Consider the following 18,826-nt stretch of genomic DNA (forward strand, 5'->3'; position numbering starts at 1 on the left):
AATGTCCATTATGCTGATAAATCAAAAAGTAAAACCTTAATCTAACTCCCGTTTATTGAGTCTCTATGCTATTCAGGCGAGGCGTTGCCGACAATGTTCCAGGATGTCGAGAAGCTCGGCCGAAGTGGTGGCACGCAACATGGCAATGCGTGTTTGACGAAAATCGGGAATGCCTTTGAATATCGGACTTGCAGCCAAATGGCGGCGTGTGTGAAGTATGCCGCGATATTCGTCGATGCGACTGATATTGATTTTGAGTTGTTCTTCGAGAATATCGAGCTTCCGATTGACATTCAAAGACATATCAACGGGCTGTCCGTCAAGCCTATCCCGAATCTCTTTGAATATCCACGGTCGGCCGAAAGTGGCTCTTCCCACCATGATCGCATCCACTCCGTAACGTTCAAAGGCCATCTGTGCCTGTTCGGGCGACGCAATATCGCCATTCCCGATGATCGGAATCCGGATGCGAGGGTTGTGCTTCACTGCGCCGATTAATGTCCAGTCGGCCTCGCCTGTGTACATTTGGCTGCGCGTGCGACCATGAATCGTGAGCGCCTGAATGCCGCAATCTTGCAGACTTTCGGCCAAATCACCAATAATCAGATTGTTTTGATCCCATCCCAAACGCGTTTTCACCGTAACGGGCGTGTGAACCGCCTTGACAACTTCGCGTGTAATATCGAGCATTAACGGCACTTTGCGCAGCATTCCGGCACCAGCACCTTTGCCGGCAACCTTTTTCACAGGGCAACCGAAGTTGAGGTCGATCACGTCTGGATGTGCTTGCTCCACGATTCGAGCGGCTTCCACCATCGACGCAACATCCCGGCCATAAAGCTGAATGCCCACAGGACGCTCTTCATCGCTGATTGTCAGCTTGTTCACTGTCGACTGAATGGAGCGCACCAGAGCCTCGGCACTGATAAATTCGGTATAAACCATGGAGCTCCAAACCGCTTGCAAAGTAGCCGAAAGCCAATATCTGTCACGTCTTCCATCGGTGCGAGAAAGACGGGGTGAGGCCCGAATTCAATATTTCCGATCTTCATTCATCTCTTGTTTGCTCTCTTTTCAGAACGTCGACAAGCTCTGTTTTGGGCTTGCTTTCAACGCTTTTTAATCCTTATTGATCAGAATACGCATCGAGTTTCTTCAAGAAATAGTCTTTGAAATCGCGCCAATGATAATATGGAGCGATGTCGGTTTTGATGGGAAGAGTGGCTTCGTCTTCACAAAGCAACACTTTGAAGATGACATCTTGATCTGTGGGCGATTTGCGATAGAACACGAATTGCAGGTTAGAAGCCATCGGAACGATCTTATAGTCGCACCAATCGGCATCGTCCAACTGCTCCAAATCGGTGATCTGTCGGCCATAACCATTGAGATCCAAGAGACAAGTGAGCGGCATCACCATCGTGTCGTGCCCGTAACGAAGCGTTGCCCCAGGGTGCGGAAGAGCCATACAGCTGTCGGCTTCGGTGATGATTCGGCGCAACAGATTGCGTTGGGAGTAAGGTTGAATACCACCAGTGAGCGGTGACGGGCCGTAACCGATATACCAATAAGCATTGTCTTTGAGCCAGTTATCATAGAGTTCGCCCTGCGTAAAGAGATCGTAGAGCGACAGTTTGTGTCTCAGTTCGGTGCTCTGCACATCGCTGGCGAGCTTGTAAAGCAGTCGATTCAGCTGCGAAGCATCGATGCGTTTGTGCCAGTAATCATCGTCATTAAACAGCGTCCGCATCACTCTCTCATAGTTATCGTGCTTTTTTGAGAAGGCTTCCAATGCCTTGCGAGCCTGGGGGGTAGAGCGTTTGGCTCTCAACACGGTGTCGGTCTGATTCATATAATACATGTCGTGATGGCTCGCATCGTGCGTAATTTGCAATTGCGGATTGGCTATGAGCAACTGCTGCAATGCGTTTTCCATCGACAAGATACAGCGGATGATGATCGTACTCTTGGCATCCACATGTGTCTTTCCGGCAAAAACTTCGGGGAATCGTTCATACATCCGCTTGGCAATCGCTCTGTGTTGTTCGGCGCCCCGCTGTGTCAGCTCGCCGTCGCGATGATAAGCCTCGTCGCGAATCAGCTTGACTTTGCGCAGCACTTCCTTGCCTTTGGGTGTCAGTTTACCCAAACTGTCGGCCCGCATCAGTATCATATATGGCAGATTATAGGCCTGAGCACCGATGAGATAACGCGAGCCATGGCGACCATAATGACTGATATAAAACGGGTGATACCCTTTGGGCGCTGGCGTGAGCGCTTTTTGCGGACCAGGATAAGCCACATAGCTGCTGGCCGAAAGATTTTTGTCTCGTTCGAAATCCTTGCGTGCCTGTTGCGCAGAAACGCAGAGTGCGAAAAGCAATGAGGCAGCAATAATAAAGTTTCTTTTCATAAATCAGTGGTTGTTAGTGGTTGCAAACTTACGCAAAAAAATCCAGTTACAATGCCCTTCTACATAAAAATGTGGATGTCGGGCAGCAAACAAATATCTCCTCCATAGCGAAATACGTTGCCCTCTTCTCTTGTTGAAAAGGGCCTGAATCTTATATCTCGTGTTGACAAAATAGGGATTACCATGCCATGAACTGTTATTCGCGTCCTGATTAACGGTTAGTTGCATGCTGATTAATGGTTAGTTGCGATGTGATTAACGGTGAATTGGAAACCTCTTGATTCCCTATTTTAGTGCAAAATATTTGTAATGAAACGGCAGTTTGTCGTTTTTATTTTGTTAATTTGCAGTTTTAGATATAATCAAATCAAGATATTAACGCGCTAACATACGATGAAAAAAGAGAAAAAAGGCGGCAAACGGATGAATAAACAACAGCTAACTGATCGGTTGGTGAGTTTCTTTCAGTCGCAACCTGATAAGACTTTCACGTTCAAAGACATATTCCGATCGCTCAAACTCACTACGCATCCGCTCAAAATGTTGGCCATCGATACGATGGAAGAGCTGGCTTGGGATGATGTTCTTACCAAGGTGAGCGACAACACTTATCGACTCAGCCGTATGCAACAAGTGGCCGAGGGGCGATTTATGCGTAAAGCCAACGGCAAAAATGTTTTCATACCCGACGAAGGGGGCTCTCCGATGTTCATTTCAGAGCGAAATTCGATGTCGGCATTAAATGGTGACCGCGTGAAAGTATCTGTTATGGCGCGCCGAAGGAATCATATCCGCGAGGGAGAAGTCATTGAAATCCTTCAAAGAGCGAAGGATCGGTTTGTCGGCCGACTGCGAGTGGACAAGAATATAGCCTTTCTCGTAACACAGGAAAACCTCTATGTACACGATATTATCATACCCAAACGCAAATTGAAAGGCGGTAAAACCGATGACAAAGCTATCGTGAAAGTGACCCAATGGCCTGATAGCGACCACAAAAATATTATTGGCGAGGTGGTGGATATTATCGGACAATCGGGTGATAACGATACGGAAATGAACACGATATTGGCCCAATACGGTCTGCCTTATCGTTATCCGAAAGCTGTGGAAGATGCAGCTGAGAAGATTTCGGGTGTTGTCACGCCGGCGGATTTGGCCCAGCGGGAAGACTTCCGTACGACATTCACCTGCACGATAGACCCCAAAGACGCGAAAGACTTCGATGATGCGCTCTCGATTAAACGGCTAATGGATGGCACGTGGGAGGTTGGCGTGCATATCGCCGACGTTTCTCACTATGTTGCCGAGGGGTCGATCATCGATAAAGAAGCAGTGAAACGCGCCACATCTATTTATCTCGTAGATCGTACAATACCGATGTTGCCCGAGCGTTTGTGCAATTTCATCTGCTCGCTAAGGCCCAATGAGGAGAAACTGGCATACAGTGTGATCTTTGTTTTGAATGAAGATGCTGACGTGAAGAGCTTCCGTATCGTGCATACAGTAATCAAAAGCGATCGCCGTTATGCTTATGAAGAAGTGCAAGAACTGTTGGAACGCAATGGAGTCATTGATGGAACGGGGCAACCTGCACCTTCGGCGCCCCGCGGAGGATACCAAGGCGAAAACGCAGCAGCGCTCATTCAGCTTGACAAATTGGCTAAAAAATTGCGCGAACGACGGTTTAAAAACGGTGCGGTGAAGTTTGATCGTGAGGAGCTTCACTTCGATGTGGATGACCAAGGGCGCCCCGTTCGCTGTTATTTCAAGCGTTCAAAGGATGCCAATAAGCTTATCGAAGAGTTTATGTTGCTTGCCAATCGCACCGTGGCAGAGAGTATTGGCAAGGCGAAACGTGGTAAAATGGCCAAAACTTTGCCTTACCGCGTGCACGACCAACCTGATCCGCAAAAGTTGGAAACACTTCGCGAGTTTGTCGTTAAGTTCGGTTACAAAATAAAAACGGCCGGAACCAAAGGCGAAACAGCGCGCAGTCTCAACAAACTGATGAGTGAATGCGAGGGCCGAAATGAGCAAAATCTGATTCAGATGGTAGCTCTTCGGGCGATGATGAAAGCTCATTACACTATTCATAACATCGGACACTTCGGCTTGGCATTTGATTATTACACCCATTTTACATCTCCAATTCGTCGTTATCCCGATTTAATGGTGCATCGTTTACTCACGCGTTACGCCGCCGGAGGGCGTAGTGCCAACAAGGATCATTATGAAGAGCTGTGCGAACATTGCTCAGACATGGAGCAAGTGGCCCAGAATGCGGAGCGCGATTCAATTAAATACAAGATGGTTGAGTTTATGAGCGACAAACTCGGAGAAGAGTTTGACGCCCATATCAGCGGAATTCAGGCTTTCGGAATCTATTGCGAGATTGATGAAAATCACTGCGAGGGACTGGTCCCGATGCGTGATCTGGATGACGATTACTACGAGTTCGACGAGAAAAACTATTGTCTCGTGGGCCGAAGACATCATCATCGCTATCAGCTTGGCGATGCCGTGCGCATCAAAGTGGCGCAAGCTAATTTGGAAAAACGGCAGTTGGATTTTGTGTTGGTGGAATAGAGGAAAGAAGGAAGAAGTAAAGGAGTAAGTAATAAGTAGTAAGAAAATAAACAGTTGCTCACAACTTGCTCCCTTATTACTTACTCCCTAAACTCTTATTCAAAATAATAAAGGAATGTCGCGATACCTTCGAGCGCCGGTTTTCGCTGCCCTTCGATTTCGATTTTGAATGCAATCTCAGTTTTGCAGATGCCCCGCAGATTACTGATGGCGTGCAACTTGGTGGATAAACGCACGCGACTACCCGTGACAACAGCCTGTCCGAAGCGCATCTGATCCATCCCGTAGTTGACCAACATCTTGATATTCCGCACATCAACGATCTGATTCCACAGATAGGGCAACAGTGAGAGCGTGAGATATCCGTGTGCAATCGTACTCTTAAACTGACTTTCCCGTTGTGCACGTGCAGTGTCTACGTGAATCCATTGATGGTCAAGCGTGGCGTCGGCAAATAGATTGATGCGCTCCTGATCAATCTTCAACCATTCCGAAACACCCAAATCCTCGCCCAAATGGGCCGCAAACTCTTCGTAAGAATTAATTACTAATTTCTCCATTCTATGTTGTTTTATTGATATTTGCAGATAAATCTCCGTTTTATCCGCTGCGAAGTTAGCGAAAAAACGGGAGGTTTGCAAATATATTAGCAATGAGACTGGTTTGCCATTAACGGTTAGTTACACGCTGATCAACGGTTAATTGACGTGCGATTAACGATTAGTTGCCATGCGATTGATGGTGAGTTGGAAAACGCTTCACGCTTGCCTTTTTGGACACAAGGAGGAGAGAGAAATCTATCATACCATTCCATCACGTGCGCAATGCAGATAATCTTTGGATCGAGTGAGCCGACTTAGTCTGAAAGTCATGGATTTTCGCTTTCAAATAGCGCTGGAATCCGGTATCGCCCAAGACCTCGATGTCATCGTAAAGACCTAAAACAAAGCGTCCAATGCCGGTGTAACTGCACACGTCCAGGTGCAGATGCCAACGCGAATCGGATGCAGGCACGAGAATATTGGCCGCTTGCGGATATTCTTCTGTAAAGAGATTGCAGGACAATTGACCCAACAACAGGTCGATACCAAACCGTTCTTCGCCGCTGAACATAAACACATCAGTGAACACGCGACGATGACGAGCTTCGTTTCCCCATGCCGCATCGACGATCTCCACATCTCTCATCCGCGCCACTTTGAATGTCTTATTCATCCCCGAAAGGATTTCATAACAGCGCACATCGTTGTTGCCGTTCATTAGTTCAAACGGTTCCACGAAGCGATCGGTGACTGTGCAGCTGTGCGGTGAGGAATAATCGCGGAGCCGCACCACACTTTTGAACTTGATGGCATCGATGAGTTTCTCTACGTTATGAGCCGATCGCGACAGCATTTGCGGATCGTTGGTAACACGGAAATCATAAAATCGGTCGAGTTTAGCTTGCAAATGCGGAACAAGCGGATTGTTTTTGTCAGCGCGTTCGAGTAAACGACGGATGAAAACAGCCTCGTTTTCCGTGAAATCGATGCCTTCACGCAATCGCATAAAGAATTTGGAATGGCGCCCCAAACGGTAATAATAACCATGTTTGATGACCTCAAATCCTGCATCTCGCAAGAATTCGAGATAGTAATAGAGGTTGCGGGTCGTCACACCGAGCGCTTTGCAGAGATCCTGCACCGTGTAATCGGTGTTTCGAGTGAGCAGGATGAGCAACTCAAGTTCTCTTTTCAGTTTGTCGTGTCGCATCTCGGTGTTTTGCGTTTGATCAGAGATGGATATTCGTTTCGATCTTGTTATAAAACTGTTCCAGCACGGCAAGCATCTCTTTGGGTAGTCGGGTGCAAGTTTGTTCGATGAGTTTCTCGGGCAGATCATAATGTGCTTCGGCGATAGAACCGGTGATAGCGGCCTTCGTATCAGTGTCGCCGCCCGCCAAAACAGCCAATCGAATGGCATCTTCGAAGCTCTCGCTGTGCAGGAAACAACGCAATGCCATCGGCACAGTCTCTTGACATGTGGCATCGAAATGGCCTTCGCTGCCGATCTTGTAAACGTCGCGCAGAGACGGAATCTCATAACCGAAGCGCCGGTTGACGGCTGTTTCTAACTCGTCTTTGGGCACGCGGCATGTGCGAAGCCAGTAAATCGAAGCGGCAACACATTGTGCTCCCTTGATGCCTTGGGGATGACTGTGACTCACTTTGGCTGAACGCGCAGCCTCGTCGAGCACGGTGTGGAAATCGTCGAACAGCCAACCGATGGAGCTGACACGCATGGCCGATCCGTTGCCGAATGAATCCGTGGAAGCCGAATCGGGCGAATGGAGCCACGATTCGAATCGATAGCCGTAACCACCCATGGGTTGCGGATAGCGCGCGCACCATTCGAGCAGCGCCTCTTGATAGCTTCGCTCGTTGAGAGCGGCATCGGCCACGGCGATAGTACAGATCGTGTCGTCGGTGAAATAGCATTCGTTGGTGAAAAGTTCGAACCCTTTTCGCGGGGCGTTTCCAAACTCGAAACGCGACCCGATGATGTCTCCAATGATGGCTCCTAACATAGTTGTGTTGGTTTTTAGCGGTTGATTGTTGAGACAAAGATAGTGTTTTCTTTGCAAAGGCGTATATTCCAACACAGAAAATCGCATGCAGTTCGCCATGTCTTCGTATCTGCCCGTCGATGAGATTAGATGTAAGTTGTGTTCTGAATAACGCTTAATCGCGTTGCAACTAACCATGAGTTGCAACGCGATTAACAGTGAATTCGGAAACAATTTAAATTTACTCCCGAGTAAATTTATTTTTATGCGGGAGTAAATTTATTTTTATACGGGAAGAAATTTATTTCTATGCGGGAGTAACTATTGCTCAATTGTTTCCAAACTTTTGCTGACCAACAGCGCATCGAATTTCACTTGTGGAAGCTTCACGCGGCGAAGGGCCTTGAAATGAATGACGAACAGGGGTGTGTCGCCATTGAGAATGGACCGATCGCCGATGTTGACAAAGGTTGGATAGAGCACTTTCGAACCGTCTTTGTGCAGTCGGTCGTTGGTCATATTCTGCATATCCTTCACCGCCAAAGGCTCGATTCGCGTGAATGTCATTTCTTTTTCGCTGTACGGAAGAATGAGATTGAGGGCGTTGACAGCTTTCAATGCCTGACCGCGAACGCTGAGACGGATGTCATCGCCCGGTTCATACCGAGCTTTGTCGGTCTCAATCACAATACTTCCGGCAGGCTTTCGGCCATCGGGAGACACGCCGCCGTCTAACTTCACGGCCACTTCGGAGATGTCGGCAGCATCGATTAGGCCGTTGCCATTAATGTCTCCCTTGCTGATATAACCATCGAAATCGGGATCTCCGCGGCGCAATCCGGTATAATTCATATACGATGTGAGATCGGCTTGGTCTATTTTTCCGTCTTGATTGATGTCACCCGGGATGAGCGGGCGTGTTCCCGGCACTTTGAATACATAGATTTCGCGGCCTGAGAGATATTTGCGTACGGCATCGGTCACGGTGAGACGGATATAGCGTGCCGTCGGATGATTCTCGAAGATTGTCTCTTTGGCAGCGTCATCGGCAGTCCACGAGAATGGAACGGGTGTACTCCACTGTCGGCCGTCGGCGCTGACGGCAATGCTTCCGGTAAGGAATGTGCCGGCGCCTCCGCCTTCGCGGGGCAGGTATTGCAGTTTGTCGAGCTGGCAGACGGCGTGCAAATCGATTGTCAGCTCAAACGGTTTGCCGCTCTTGTCCATTGTTGCGAACCAGATATCGCCCTTATCCGAGAAATCGAACAGCCGTGAAATTTCGTGGTCTTCGGCATCGGAAACGCTCGATTTGCCTGTAATGCCGTGGAGTGCATCGGCCAACGGGTCGGCCAGTGTGCGTGCCTCGAACGGCGACCAAGCTGAAACACCGCTCTTGTTGACGGCCCGTACCTTGTATATATAGGTAGTCTCGGGCTTCAAATCCGTGAAAAGCAGGGAGGTATCACGAATCGTCGAGTAAGTCATTCCATTGAATTCGATTTCATAGTAGTCTGCACCTGGCACACGTTTCCACGTCGGTGTGAGTGCATAAGGTGTGGTGTCGGCAGGTTTTACGCCTGCTTCACGGGGCGGAATCAAGCTGCCTGTCTGCCGTTTCAGCTTGTCTGCCACGGCAAACCGATAGCCGTCGATGTGTAATGACACACTGTTGCGGGTAATGTCAGTTGCTTGCAGGTGTACGAGCAACTGCGGATTCTTGGTAATCTTGACCTTGGCGAAATCGCTTCCGGGCGTAGCAAAACGGTTGAGTTGCGGTTCGGCGTCATAAAACCAGGCGTTGTCCGTGCGGAGCAAAGCCTCGCGTGAGGAAACCGCTTGCAACGAAATGCGGTTACGCTTGCCGCCGATGAAAGCGCGAATGGCTTGGGGACGAGCCGTGAGATTGACCACGAAGAGTGTCGATTTGTTCTTCGCCATTTCTCGGAAATGACCTGTCGTAGGATGAACGGTGATGTCGCAGCGACCGTTGGAGGTAGATGACGATTCGATGAGTGTTTCTGAGAAAGCTCCGTTCAGGTAAGCATCAGTGGTTCCGTCGTCGTCATACTCTGTGAAAGAGCTCTTCCCATCAGGATAAAGCTCGTAGATACGCGTGCGATAATCAATTTGCGAAGGATTGTTCGATGGTTTTGCCATCGGCAGAATGGCTCCGGGACGAACGAAAAGAGGTAGCTTCCAGAGCGGCGCATCGTAGTTGTTGATAAGTTGGCCGCCCTCGAATACATCGCCGTTGAAATAATCTATCCATCGCCCTTGTGGCAGATAAATGCCGTTTCGGATGTCGTTGCCGAGCGAATCGGGGCGAGTGGACTGATAAATCGGCGCTACCAAAAAGCTCGGCCCATACATATACTGGTATCGGGTGTCGCTGCCGTGGGTGTAATCATTGGGAATTTCGAGGAACATCGCACGCATCAGCGGCTTCCCGAAACACGCTTCGCGCGCTACGGAATAGGTGTATGGTAGGAGCATCGACTTGAATTTGAGATAGCTCCGATTGATAGATGCAGCCGGTTCACCCAAAATGTGCGGATATTTCGGAGTCGCTCCCCAGCCGTCCATATTGAGTTGCATCGGTGTAAAGGTCTTCCATTGGAAATCTCGAATATTGACTGCGATGTCGTTTCCGCCGAAAATACCGTCCATATCGGATGTAACGTTGCTCAAACCGGACAGTCCTGCACCTACGTATGTGGGTATATGGAAACGGATATACTCCCATTTGCCGCCTGTTTGGTCGCCTGTCCACACACCGGCATAGCGTTGCGTGCCTGCCCATCCGTCCAAAGTGATGATAAATGGGCGTGCATTGCTACCGTAATAAGGCATTATCTGTGCCACGTCGCAATGCCGTTGAGTCCGAACGAATAGCCGTCGCCTACCCAGCAACGTCTGTTTTGAGTACGCGAACACCTGCATCGCGTACTTCTTTGACGATGTCGCGCTGGAGAAGAGCGCTTACCCCGTCTACGGGATGCAGCTTCGATTGGGTCCAAAGACCGATTTCCACCCCGTGCTTACGGGCATATCGACCGAGATTTTTTAGGTTTTCGATGTTCCCGTCGAGTGTTTCCGTCTGCCCGTAACCAGCTCCGTAGCCGTCATTAGGCAACAACCAGCCCAAGGGCATATCGTGTTTGTGATAACGATCGATGACAGCCCGCGCCGAGAACTGATAATTATCGCGCTCGCCATTGAGGCTCTCGCGAATGCCTCCGTTATCTTTCTGGCTTTCGACATACCGCTTTCCGTCTTCCATCAGAATGCCCTTTGCAGGGTTATCCGACGTTTTCCAGAAGTCGCGATTATAAGCATTGAGGTGCCCTTCGTAGAAAGCAAATTTGGGAAGAAGCACGGGACGCCCTGTGAGTTGGTAATAATCGGCGAGCAACGACGCTGGATCGTTGTCGACGAAGATAAAGATGTCTAAGTAAGGAGAGTCGTGCGAAATGCCGACAACACCTTTCTGCGTTGCACCGAAGTCATAACGGCCGGGTGCAAAGGTGTAACCCATCAATGCATAGCCGCCTGTCGACCAGTAAAACGGTGCGGGTGAAGCCACGCCTCCGTCTGTCCAGCTGTTCGTATTGACGATTTCGACCTGTTGGCCTTTATGCGAAAAGCGCCCGTTTTGTACGCCGCCGCCATAGAAATACTCGTCTTTCTGTTCGCAGAAAGCCATTGTGTAACGGTTGCGTTTGAATTGGACGGGCGATGCCTGGCTTACAACCGTGCGCCCGTTGCGCAGATCTGTGATGCGGAACAGTGCCGACTTCCGATCGAAGTCGATGCAAACACACGGCGAACTTACCGTGAGCGAGCGCTCATTGCGTGTCAACGACAGAGTACCTACAGGCTTTCGAGGTCGGTCTACGAGAATTTTTGCAGGCGGATCGGCTGCCGGATCGCGGACGATTCCGCCGTGATTGTCCTGAAACAGACGGAAAATATTATCCGAATAAAAGTCGATCGTGAGGCGATGACCGTCTCGATAAAGCACCTCTACGGCCGAAGCGTTGATCTGCCGGATATCTTTCACAGAGTCGTCGGCCGTAACGACAGCTGCTGATACCTGTAAAACAGATACCAGCAGCCCACAGATTGTATAAAGAATACGTTTCATTCTTTCACCAATTTTTCGAGAACAGGAGTCGTAACAGTGGTCACTTGCGTTTTCTTTTCATCATTTTGCTGTTCGAAAATGACGATTTCATTCTTGCCTTTCTTCAAGAAACAGCCCGGCAAATACAACGTTTGCTGCGGGCCGACACGCCAATACCGTCCCAGATTGATGCCGTTTACGAAGACGATTCCTTTGCCCCAGTGTTCCATGTCGAGGAAAGTATCGCCCGGAGCAGCCACTTCAAAGGTTCCGCTATACAGCACGGGCAATCCCGAATTGTAACCTCTGGGGAGCGTGTCGACATCAGGTACCGTCATCATTGGCAACTGATACATCTGCCAACCACTCGTGATCTCGTTGCCGTCGATAGTTACCGGACCTGTAATACCTTTGTGATTCTTGGTAATTCGAGCACCGTAGTTGATGCGTCCCATATTCTCCACAAGGATGTCGAGCACGCCGTTGAAAGGCACGTCGACCTCAATACTGTCCCGATCGATCACCCGATTGAGTTCGCCCAGCTTCTTCCCGTTGATGTAAACGAGTGCATAATCGGCCAATCCCGATACTTTCATCAGTCCGCTGATGGGCTGGTTGAAGTGGCGTCGATAGAGAACGTAACCTTGTCCTTGGTTCAATGCCTCGAAAGTAAGCGGTGTTTCGTTCTCAACGGGTTTCATCTTGCCGAGCATCTGAAATACATCCGCCGTTTTGTTGAGCTGAATCGGCTCGAGTTTGACAACCGGAATACGCGCAGGAACAGGCGGAACTTTATATGAAACACGCTTGATGAGAAGTTCACGGATAGCATTATACTTCTCGGTAGCCCATCCGGCTTCGCTGATCGGTGCATCATAGTCGTAGCTGGTCATATCAGGCAGGATATTGGTAGCACTATTATAATTGGCACCTGCGGTGAAACCGAAATTCGTTCCGCCGTGAACCATATAATAATTGAAGCTCACCCCGCCGTCGAGATACTTCCGGGTTTGCTTCACTACACTTTCAGTTGAGACCTTGGGAAACGGTTCTGCCCAGTGATCTAACCATCCAGGATAGAACTCGGCGACCATATACGGGCCTTGATTGTTGTGATATTCGTTGACCACTTGTTTGAGTTTGTCTACGTTGCTTCACCGTTTGCCGTGGGAAGAGCACCTTCTATGGTACCGCCTTCAAACAGCCAGCTGCCGTCGGAAGTAAACATCGGAACATCGAAACCTGCATCCAAGAGTGTCTGTCGAATCTTAGCGCTGTATGCCTTGTGCGTTTCGAGAGGGATATCTTTACGTTGCGCCACGTAAGAACCGAACTCGTTCTCGGCCTGAACCATAATAATCGGACCGCCCTTTGTTATTTGCTGGTCACGCAACTGGTCTGCCAGCTGGTTGATATACACGCGACAAGAGTCGAGAAAGGGCCTATTATCGGTGCGAATCACCAATCCTTTTGTGTTTTGCAGCCACCAGGGATAGCCGCCAAAATCCCATTCTGCACAGCAATACGGGCCCGGACGCAGGATAACCATCATCCCTTCTTCGCCCGCTGTCTTGACAAACGTACGTAGATTACGGTTCCCCGACTTCCAGTCCCACACGCCAGGAGCCACCTCGTGATGGTTCCAGAAAACGTAAGTCGCTACGGCATTGAGGCCCATTGCCTTCATCATCCGCAGTCGGTGACGCCAATACGGTGCCGGAACGCGGGCATAGTGCATTTCGCCTGAATGAATTTGGATAGGTTTCCCGTCGTAAAGAAAGTTGCCGTTTGCAATGGAAAACGAGTGTTTCACGGGTTTGCCGGCCATCGTTTGACCTGCAATGAGCAGCAGTACGGCTGCAAGCAAGAGTTTCAGATGTCTCATTATGTGTATCGATTTTATTTGATTTATCGTGCGATTGTTTTGTCAGCGGTGCAGGATTAAGATCTTGCAAAATTGCAAAAAAAAAGTTGGTTAAGACAAAAGATATTTATTAATATTCCTCAAAAATCCAATTGAGCCAGAACGTTTGAGGATTGATCAATCGTTGATTGAGGATGAGGCAGAAAAGCAAAAGGCTGTTGCGTGTTTACCACTTTCGGTTGATCGTTTTCGCTCATCTATGCTCTCTCCTTGCAGGGGAGCCGAGAGGGGTATTGGATTAACCGTTAATCGCACGACAACTAAACGTTAGTTGCACTGCGATTAATGCTTACTTGCAGCGCAACCAACGGTTAATGAGAAATCTCTTCAATGTCACCTGAAAAGAGAAGGAGAGAGACAACCGATAGAATTTATCAACTGACAATGAGCAACAGTCGACTGTCAATTCATCATGAGATTCATCTCGGCATGCTCGTTTTGGAATATCAGATCGGCCAATTCGTTGATGGAGAGACGACGGGCATCGGTATCTGGCTCGTCAGTTTGTCTCACTTTTCCTTCGGAAATAACATAGTAGGCATTGTTCATTGGGATGTCGTGATCGTTTTCTATGCGTATTGTGCACTGCAAAGACGGGTTTTGTGCGACGTAACTGCGCAGTGCTTTCAAAGCATTGATCACACGAATCATGCCTTGCACAGGCTCTTCCGAATGCACGGCATCAATTCCCTGTAAGAGGATATCCTCTTTTGCCGTTTCGAAATTGGTTGATCATGAAGCAAGAAGCATGTTTTTTCGCGTTGCCAACGATCGAACACGGCGAAATCTGTTGCCAAAAGACTTTCCGGATTGGGCAGACATGTGATCTGTTGAGCATATCCGCACTTGGCGTACCACTCGTAAAGCCAAGGCTCGGCAGGGATTAACGCTGCATAAACCACGTTCTTATAGAAAAGATCGAAGTGTGCCTGACGCATCAGGTTGTTGCCGATCTCCTGATGACGGTAATCGGGATGCGTGCTTACTCCGCTGATATAGGCGGTTGGAAGCTCTTGTCCATGATATAATAAGGTGTAAGGCAGCGTCTGCAAAGCCGCTACCACGTGGTGATTCAACTGACAGGTGATATTGTATTTAGGTTTGTAGACACGACTGAAATAGAGGTCTATGAACGTGTCTGAATCGTTGAACACCAGCTTCCAAAGGTCGCGCGTCTCCTGTAAGATGCGGTCTTGATCCTCGAATTCGCGCAGCGGATGTTTCTCCATTACCGTATTCTTCTCTAAAAGGATATCGGGCTGATAAGAGAGTTTGGCTCTTCGGAGTCCTTCATTACCCATATCCTCCTCGCGATTGATATAGAAATATTGTTCGGGAAGATGCTTGACAAACTCTTGATTGATGATGGAGAAAGCTCCTTCATAGTTGACATCGGCTTTTTCTACACACACATCGAAGGTGATTTGGTTGATCGGACAACCGAAAGTGAATGCAACGAGCTGATCGTCGACCCATATCGTGCCACCCGTCAGGCCCAAACGATTCCACCGATGGAACGCCCTCGTCATCGAACGCAGCTCGATTGACAGGCTTTCATCCAAGTCTTGCTCGTCGGTATCATCTTTGGAAATCTGGCGCCACTGCTTTTCCAGTGCGAGACATTGTGGTATCATGTCTTCGGTCAGCGGTCGATAAACGTATTGGGGATAGAGACTTTTGAATTTGTTGATGTGATTTCGCTTGCTCTGCAACTTCTTTCCGGAGAGATTGACGAGCTTTTCGCGGGTGTAAATATAGTCGGCAAAATCGCGGTTAGGCTCTATTGTGAATGTGTCGGGGAACGACAACTCGATCAAGTCGACCATATAATTACACACACCGAGCATCAGAAAGGGGTGGCCCATCGCTATGGAGTCGTCGCGAATGGCGCGAATCACCTCCACAGAACATTCATCGCAGGGCTGCACACGATAAGATCCGTCGTCCGTCAACTGTGGTTTGGGAATCGGCATCATGTAAGCGAGATGCCGCCCGGTGTGAAAACGGAATACGAGATAGTCGTTGATAATGGCAAATTGCGTGTTATACAGGAAACGCCAACTGATGAGATTGGAGAACGAAAGGTCGCAATTCTGGCGCTCGCCATACAAAGTGAATTGCTGAATAAGTGTCCGGTCGGCAGTGGACAGGTCTTTGAATTGAATCATAAGCCGTGAAGTGCATTTGTATTTAACGCAAATTTAAGAAATTATCTGCAACTAACCGTTAGTGTTCCGATTATTTATTGTATTTTTGCAAAGTGAGAATGACAACTGTATGTCATTCTTCTGACCGAACAATTTTTGAATAACAGAAAACAAACGAATGGACTTATTACAGCAGATCGTTGATCGCGCGAAAAGCAACAGACAGCGCATCGTGCTCCCCGAAGCTACGGAGGAGCGCACATTAAGGGCCGCCGACCGAGCTTTGAGGGATGAAATTGCAGACATTATCCTTATCGGCAATCCCACGGAGATACACAAGTTGGCCGAGGCTTGGGAGCTTTCGAATATCGGGAAAGCCACAATCGTAGACCCACTTAACAACCCGAAAGCCGAAGAATACGCCGCTTTGCTGGCCGAACTCCGCAAAAAGAAAGGGATGACGCTTGCCCAAGCGCGTGAGCTTGTGAAGAATCCGCTCTACTTAGGATGTATGATTATCAAGACCGAAGGTGCCGACGGGCAGATCAGCGGTGCGCTGAGTACGACCGGGGAGACGCTCAGACCGGCCCTGCAAATCATTAAGTGCGCACCCGGAGTGACGTGTGTGAGCGGTGCGATGCTACTCATCACCAAGGCGAAACAATATGGCGAAGACGGCATTGTGGTAATGGGCGACGTGGCAGTAACGCCTATGCCCGACGCAGATCAGCTCTCGCAGATCGCTATTTGCACGGCACAGACGGCACAATGTGTGGCCGGTTTTGCCGAGCCTCGTGTGGCAATGCTGAGCTTCTCAACAAAAGGCAGCGCCTCGCACGAGGTTGTCGACAAGGTAGTAGAAGCCACTCGGCTCACCAAACAGCGTGCTCCTGAACTCAAAATAGATGGCGAACTGCAAGCCGATGCTGCCCTTGTGCCCGCCGTCGGACAGAAGAAAGCACCGGGAAGCGCCATTGCCGGCAATGCCAACGTGCTCATTGTGCCTAACTTAGAGGTTGGAAACATCGGCTATAAGTTGGTTCAACGTCTCGGCGATGCAATCGCCATCGGGCCAATTCTGCAAGGAATCGCACGCCCGGTAAATGATTTAAGCCGCGGCTGTAGTATCGATGACATCTATTATATGATAGCCATTACAGCTTGCCAAGCGCAGGATGCCAAGCTCACTCATTAATTTACAAACTCAAAAACACATCAACTTATATGAAGATATTAGTTTTAAACTGCGGGAGTTCATCCATTAAATACAAGCTTTACGATATGAATGATATGTCCGTATTGGCTGCCGGCGGTGTAGAACGCATCGGTTTAGACGAAGCTTTCATCAAAGTCACGCTGCCCGACGGTGAGAAAAAGAAGATCATGCACGATATGCCCGATCACAAAGAGGGCGTAAACTTCGTGTTCAAGTGTCTTCTCGATCCTGAAATCGGCGCAATCAAGAGCCTTGACGAGATAGATGCCGTAGGCCATCGAATCGTGCAAGGAGGCGACAAATTCTGCGACAGCATCATCGTCGATAAGCAAGTAGAGGCAGGAATAGAGGAACTTTGCGACCTTGCTCCTGTTCACAACGCCGGTCATTTGCGCGGAATCCGTGCCGTGGATGCCCTGATGCCCAAGACGCCGCAAGTCTGCGTGTTCGACAACGCATTCCATAGCACGATGCCCGACTATGCCTATCTCTACGCCATTCCCTATCATTTGTATGAGAAATATCACGTTCGCCGTTACGGTTTTCACGGAACCAGCCACCGATATGTATCTCAACGCGTGTGCGAATACCTCGGGCGCGACATCAAAACGCAGCGAATCATCACCTGCCACATTGGAAACGGCGCGAGTATATCGGCTGTCAAGTTCGGCAAATGTGTTGACACATCAATGGGACTCACGCCGTTGGCCGGCGTGATGATGGGTTCTCGCTCGGGCGACATCGATCCTTCGGCCGTCACTTATCTGATGGAGAAGCTCGGAAAACAGCCCCAAGAGATGGCCGATTATCTCAACAAAGAGAGCGGAGTGGTGGGAATCACCGGCATATCATCGGATATGCGCGAGATCGAAAGTGCCGCAGCAGAAGGCAACGAGCGTGCTCAGCTGGCCTTGAATATGTATAATTATCGCATCAAAAAGTATATCGGAGCTTACGCAGCAGCAATGGGCGGTGTCGATATCATCGTCTGGACGGCCGGAGTAGGCGAGAATCAGACCGGCACTCGCCTCGATGCGTGCAGCGACTTGGAGTTCCTCGGCATCAAGATCGCCCCCGAAGCCAACAAGGTTCGTGCAAAGAGGCCATCATTTCTACGCCCGACTCGAAGGTAACGGTATGCGTTATCCCCACGGATGAGGAATCGGTGATTGCCCGAGACACAATGAAGCTCGTGCAGGAAGCCAAGAAATAAAAATCAATTTGATGCAACCAACCAAACGGAAGGTTGAAACGATGAACCCCGAAAGTCAAACAAAACTTTCGGGGTTTTATTATATCACTTTTTCACCTTCAGCTCACTCTTTCACTTCTTTCAGCTCGTCTTTCTCGCGCACAACCCACAGCGTCCGTTTCGGGTCAGTGGTGTAAGCCAACTCATAGGACTTCTTTTTACCCGTGCCTTTGGTTTTTCCGGTGAAGGTGAGGACATTGGGGGCGATGCCGTTGGCTTCCTCAAATTTGCGGATCAGGGGGGCGAGTTCTTTGCGAAGCTCCTCGAGCTGGCGCTCGGCGCGGGCTTTGTTGGTGGCGGCGCGGTTGGCCAGTAGCGTGTGACGATTGTCGATCACGGCGTTGTATTCGCTGATGAGGGCCGTAATTTTCGCGCTGGGTTCGAGGTCGTCGAGCGAATCGATGCGGCGCAGCACGGCGTTGAGCGCCGCGTCGGTGTTGGCGCGCAGGGCTTTGATGTCGAACGTGCCGGTGGGGATCGTCTTTTTGAAGCGCGCTTGGAAGCATTTGTCAAAGGCGGCGTTGGCGGCTGTGAGGCGGGCCACGGCGCCTTGCAGATTCGTGCGACCGACGCTTAATTTGGCTTCGGGCGTGTTCAGATCGGTGAGCAGGTTTTGG

At 49.5% G+C, this 18,826-nt stretch carries 7 protein-coding genes and 5 pseudogenes; 3 read left to right on the plus strand and 9 right to left on the minus strand.

Going from position 1 to position 18,826, the window contains the following annotated elements; all coding sequences use genetic code 11:
- Nucleotides 1–72: 72 nt before the first annotated feature.
- Nucleotides 73–1,052 (minus strand): annotated as a pseudogene (gene dusB / locus JCM12259_RS13575) (tRNA dihydrouridine synthase DusB).
- Between the two features lie 74 nt (nt 1,053–1,126).
- Nucleotides 1,127–2,413 carry a histidine-type phosphatase gene (locus JCM12259_RS03220; RefSeq protein ID WP_025065392.1) on the minus strand — a complete coding sequence of 429 codons (1,287 nt, stop codon included), beginning with the start codon at nt 2,411–2,413 and terminating at the stop codon, nt 1,127–1,129.
- A gap of 393 nt (nt 2,414–2,806) precedes the next feature.
- Between JCM12259_RS03220 and rnr the strand changes: the two genes are divergently transcribed.
- A complete protein-coding gene (rnr, locus tag JCM12259_RS03225) occupies nt 2,807–5,002 on the plus strand; it encodes a ribonuclease R (RefSeq protein WP_025065393.1) in 2,196 nt (731 codons plus the stop codon).
- Nucleotides 5,003–5,097: 95 nt separating this feature from the next.
- On the opposite strand, the gene JCM12259_RS03230 is transcribed toward rnr, so the two are convergent.
- From JCM12259_RS03230 to JCM12259_RS13590, 6 genes and pseudogenes are all read right to left on the minus strand, one after another.
- Nucleotides 5,098–5,562, minus strand: a complete 465-nt coding sequence (locus tag JCM12259_RS03230; RefSeq protein ID WP_025065394.1) for a MaoC family dehydratase — start codon at nt 5,560–5,562, stop codon at nt 5,098–5,100.
- Between the two features lie 253 nt (nt 5,563–5,815).
- Nucleotides 5,816–6,754, minus strand: coding sequence for a helix-turn-helix transcriptional regulator (locus tag JCM12259_RS03235; protein ID WP_025065395.1), 939 nt, complete (start codon nt 6,752–6,754; stop codon nt 5,816–5,818).
- A 19-nt stretch (nt 6,755–6,773) separates the two neighbouring features.
- A complete protein-coding gene (locus JCM12259_RS03240) occupies nt 6,774–7,568 on the minus strand; it encodes an ADP-ribosylglycohydrolase family protein (RefSeq protein WP_025065396.1) in 795 nt (264 codons plus the stop codon).
- A 300-nt stretch (nt 7,569–7,868) separates the two neighbouring features.
- Nucleotides 7,869–11,691 (minus strand): annotated as a pseudogene (locus JCM12259_RS13580) (TIM-barrel domain-containing protein).
- Nucleotides 11,688–13,555: pseudogene (locus JCM12259_RS13585) on the minus strand (beta-galactosidase). The pseudogenes JCM12259_RS13580 and JCM12259_RS13585 overlap by 4 nt, the downstream one beginning before the upstream one ends.
- A 441-nt stretch (nt 13,556–13,996) precedes the next feature.
- Nucleotides 13,997–15,762: pseudogene (locus JCM12259_RS13590) on the minus strand (GNAT family N-acetyltransferase).
- 157 nt (nt 15,763–15,919) lie between these two features.
- Here JCM12259_RS13590 and pta point away from each other — a divergent pair.
- Together pta and JCM12259_RS13595 are read left to right on the plus strand one after the other, a co-directional pair.
- A complete protein-coding gene (gene pta / locus JCM12259_RS03260; RefSeq protein WP_025065397.1) occupies nt 15,920–16,936 on the plus strand; it encodes a phosphate acetyltransferase in 1,017 nt (338 codons plus the stop codon).
- Nucleotides 16,937–17,022: 86 nt separating this feature from the next.
- Nucleotides 17,023–18,074, plus strand: a pseudogene (locus JCM12259_RS13595) (acetate kinase); the annotation flags it as partial.
- Nucleotides 18,075–18,273: 199 nt separating this feature from the next.
- Here JCM12259_RS13595 and JCM12259_RS16690 read toward each other — a convergent pair.
- Nucleotides 18,274–18,826, minus strand: a 553-nt coding sequence (locus JCM12259_RS16690) for a DUF6261 family protein (protein ID WP_025065398.1), incomplete at its 5' end; no start/stop codon positions are given.

The organism is Hoylesella enoeca JCM 12259, from assembly GCF_000613405.1.
Classification (GTDB): Bacteria; Bacteroidota; Bacteroidia; order Bacteroidales; family Bacteroidaceae; genus Prevotella; species Prevotella enoeca.

Coding starts and splice junctions, on each gene's coding strand:
- JCM12259_RS03240 (WP_025065396.1), bottom strand. CDS start 7,568: ATGTTAGGAGCCATCATTGGAGACATCATCGGGTCGCGTTTCGAGTTT.
- pta (WP_025065397.1), top strand. CDS start 15,920: ATGGACTTATTACAGCAGATCGTTGATCGCGCGAAAAGCAACAGACAG.
- JCM12259_RS03235 (WP_025065395.1), bottom strand. CDS start 6,754: ATGCGACACGACAAACTGAAAAGAGAACTTGAGTTGCTCATCCTGCTC.
- JCM12259_RS03220 (WP_025065392.1), bottom strand. CDS start 2,413: ATGAAAAGAAACTTTATTATTGCTGCCTCATTGCTTTTCGCACTCTGC.
- rnr (WP_025065393.1), top strand. CDS start 2,807: ATGAAAAAAGAGAAAAAAGGCGGCAAACGGATGAATAAACAACAGCTA.
- JCM12259_RS03230 (WP_025065394.1), bottom strand. CDS start 5,562: ATGGAGAAATTAGTAATTAATTCTTACGAAGAGTTTGCGGCCCATTTG.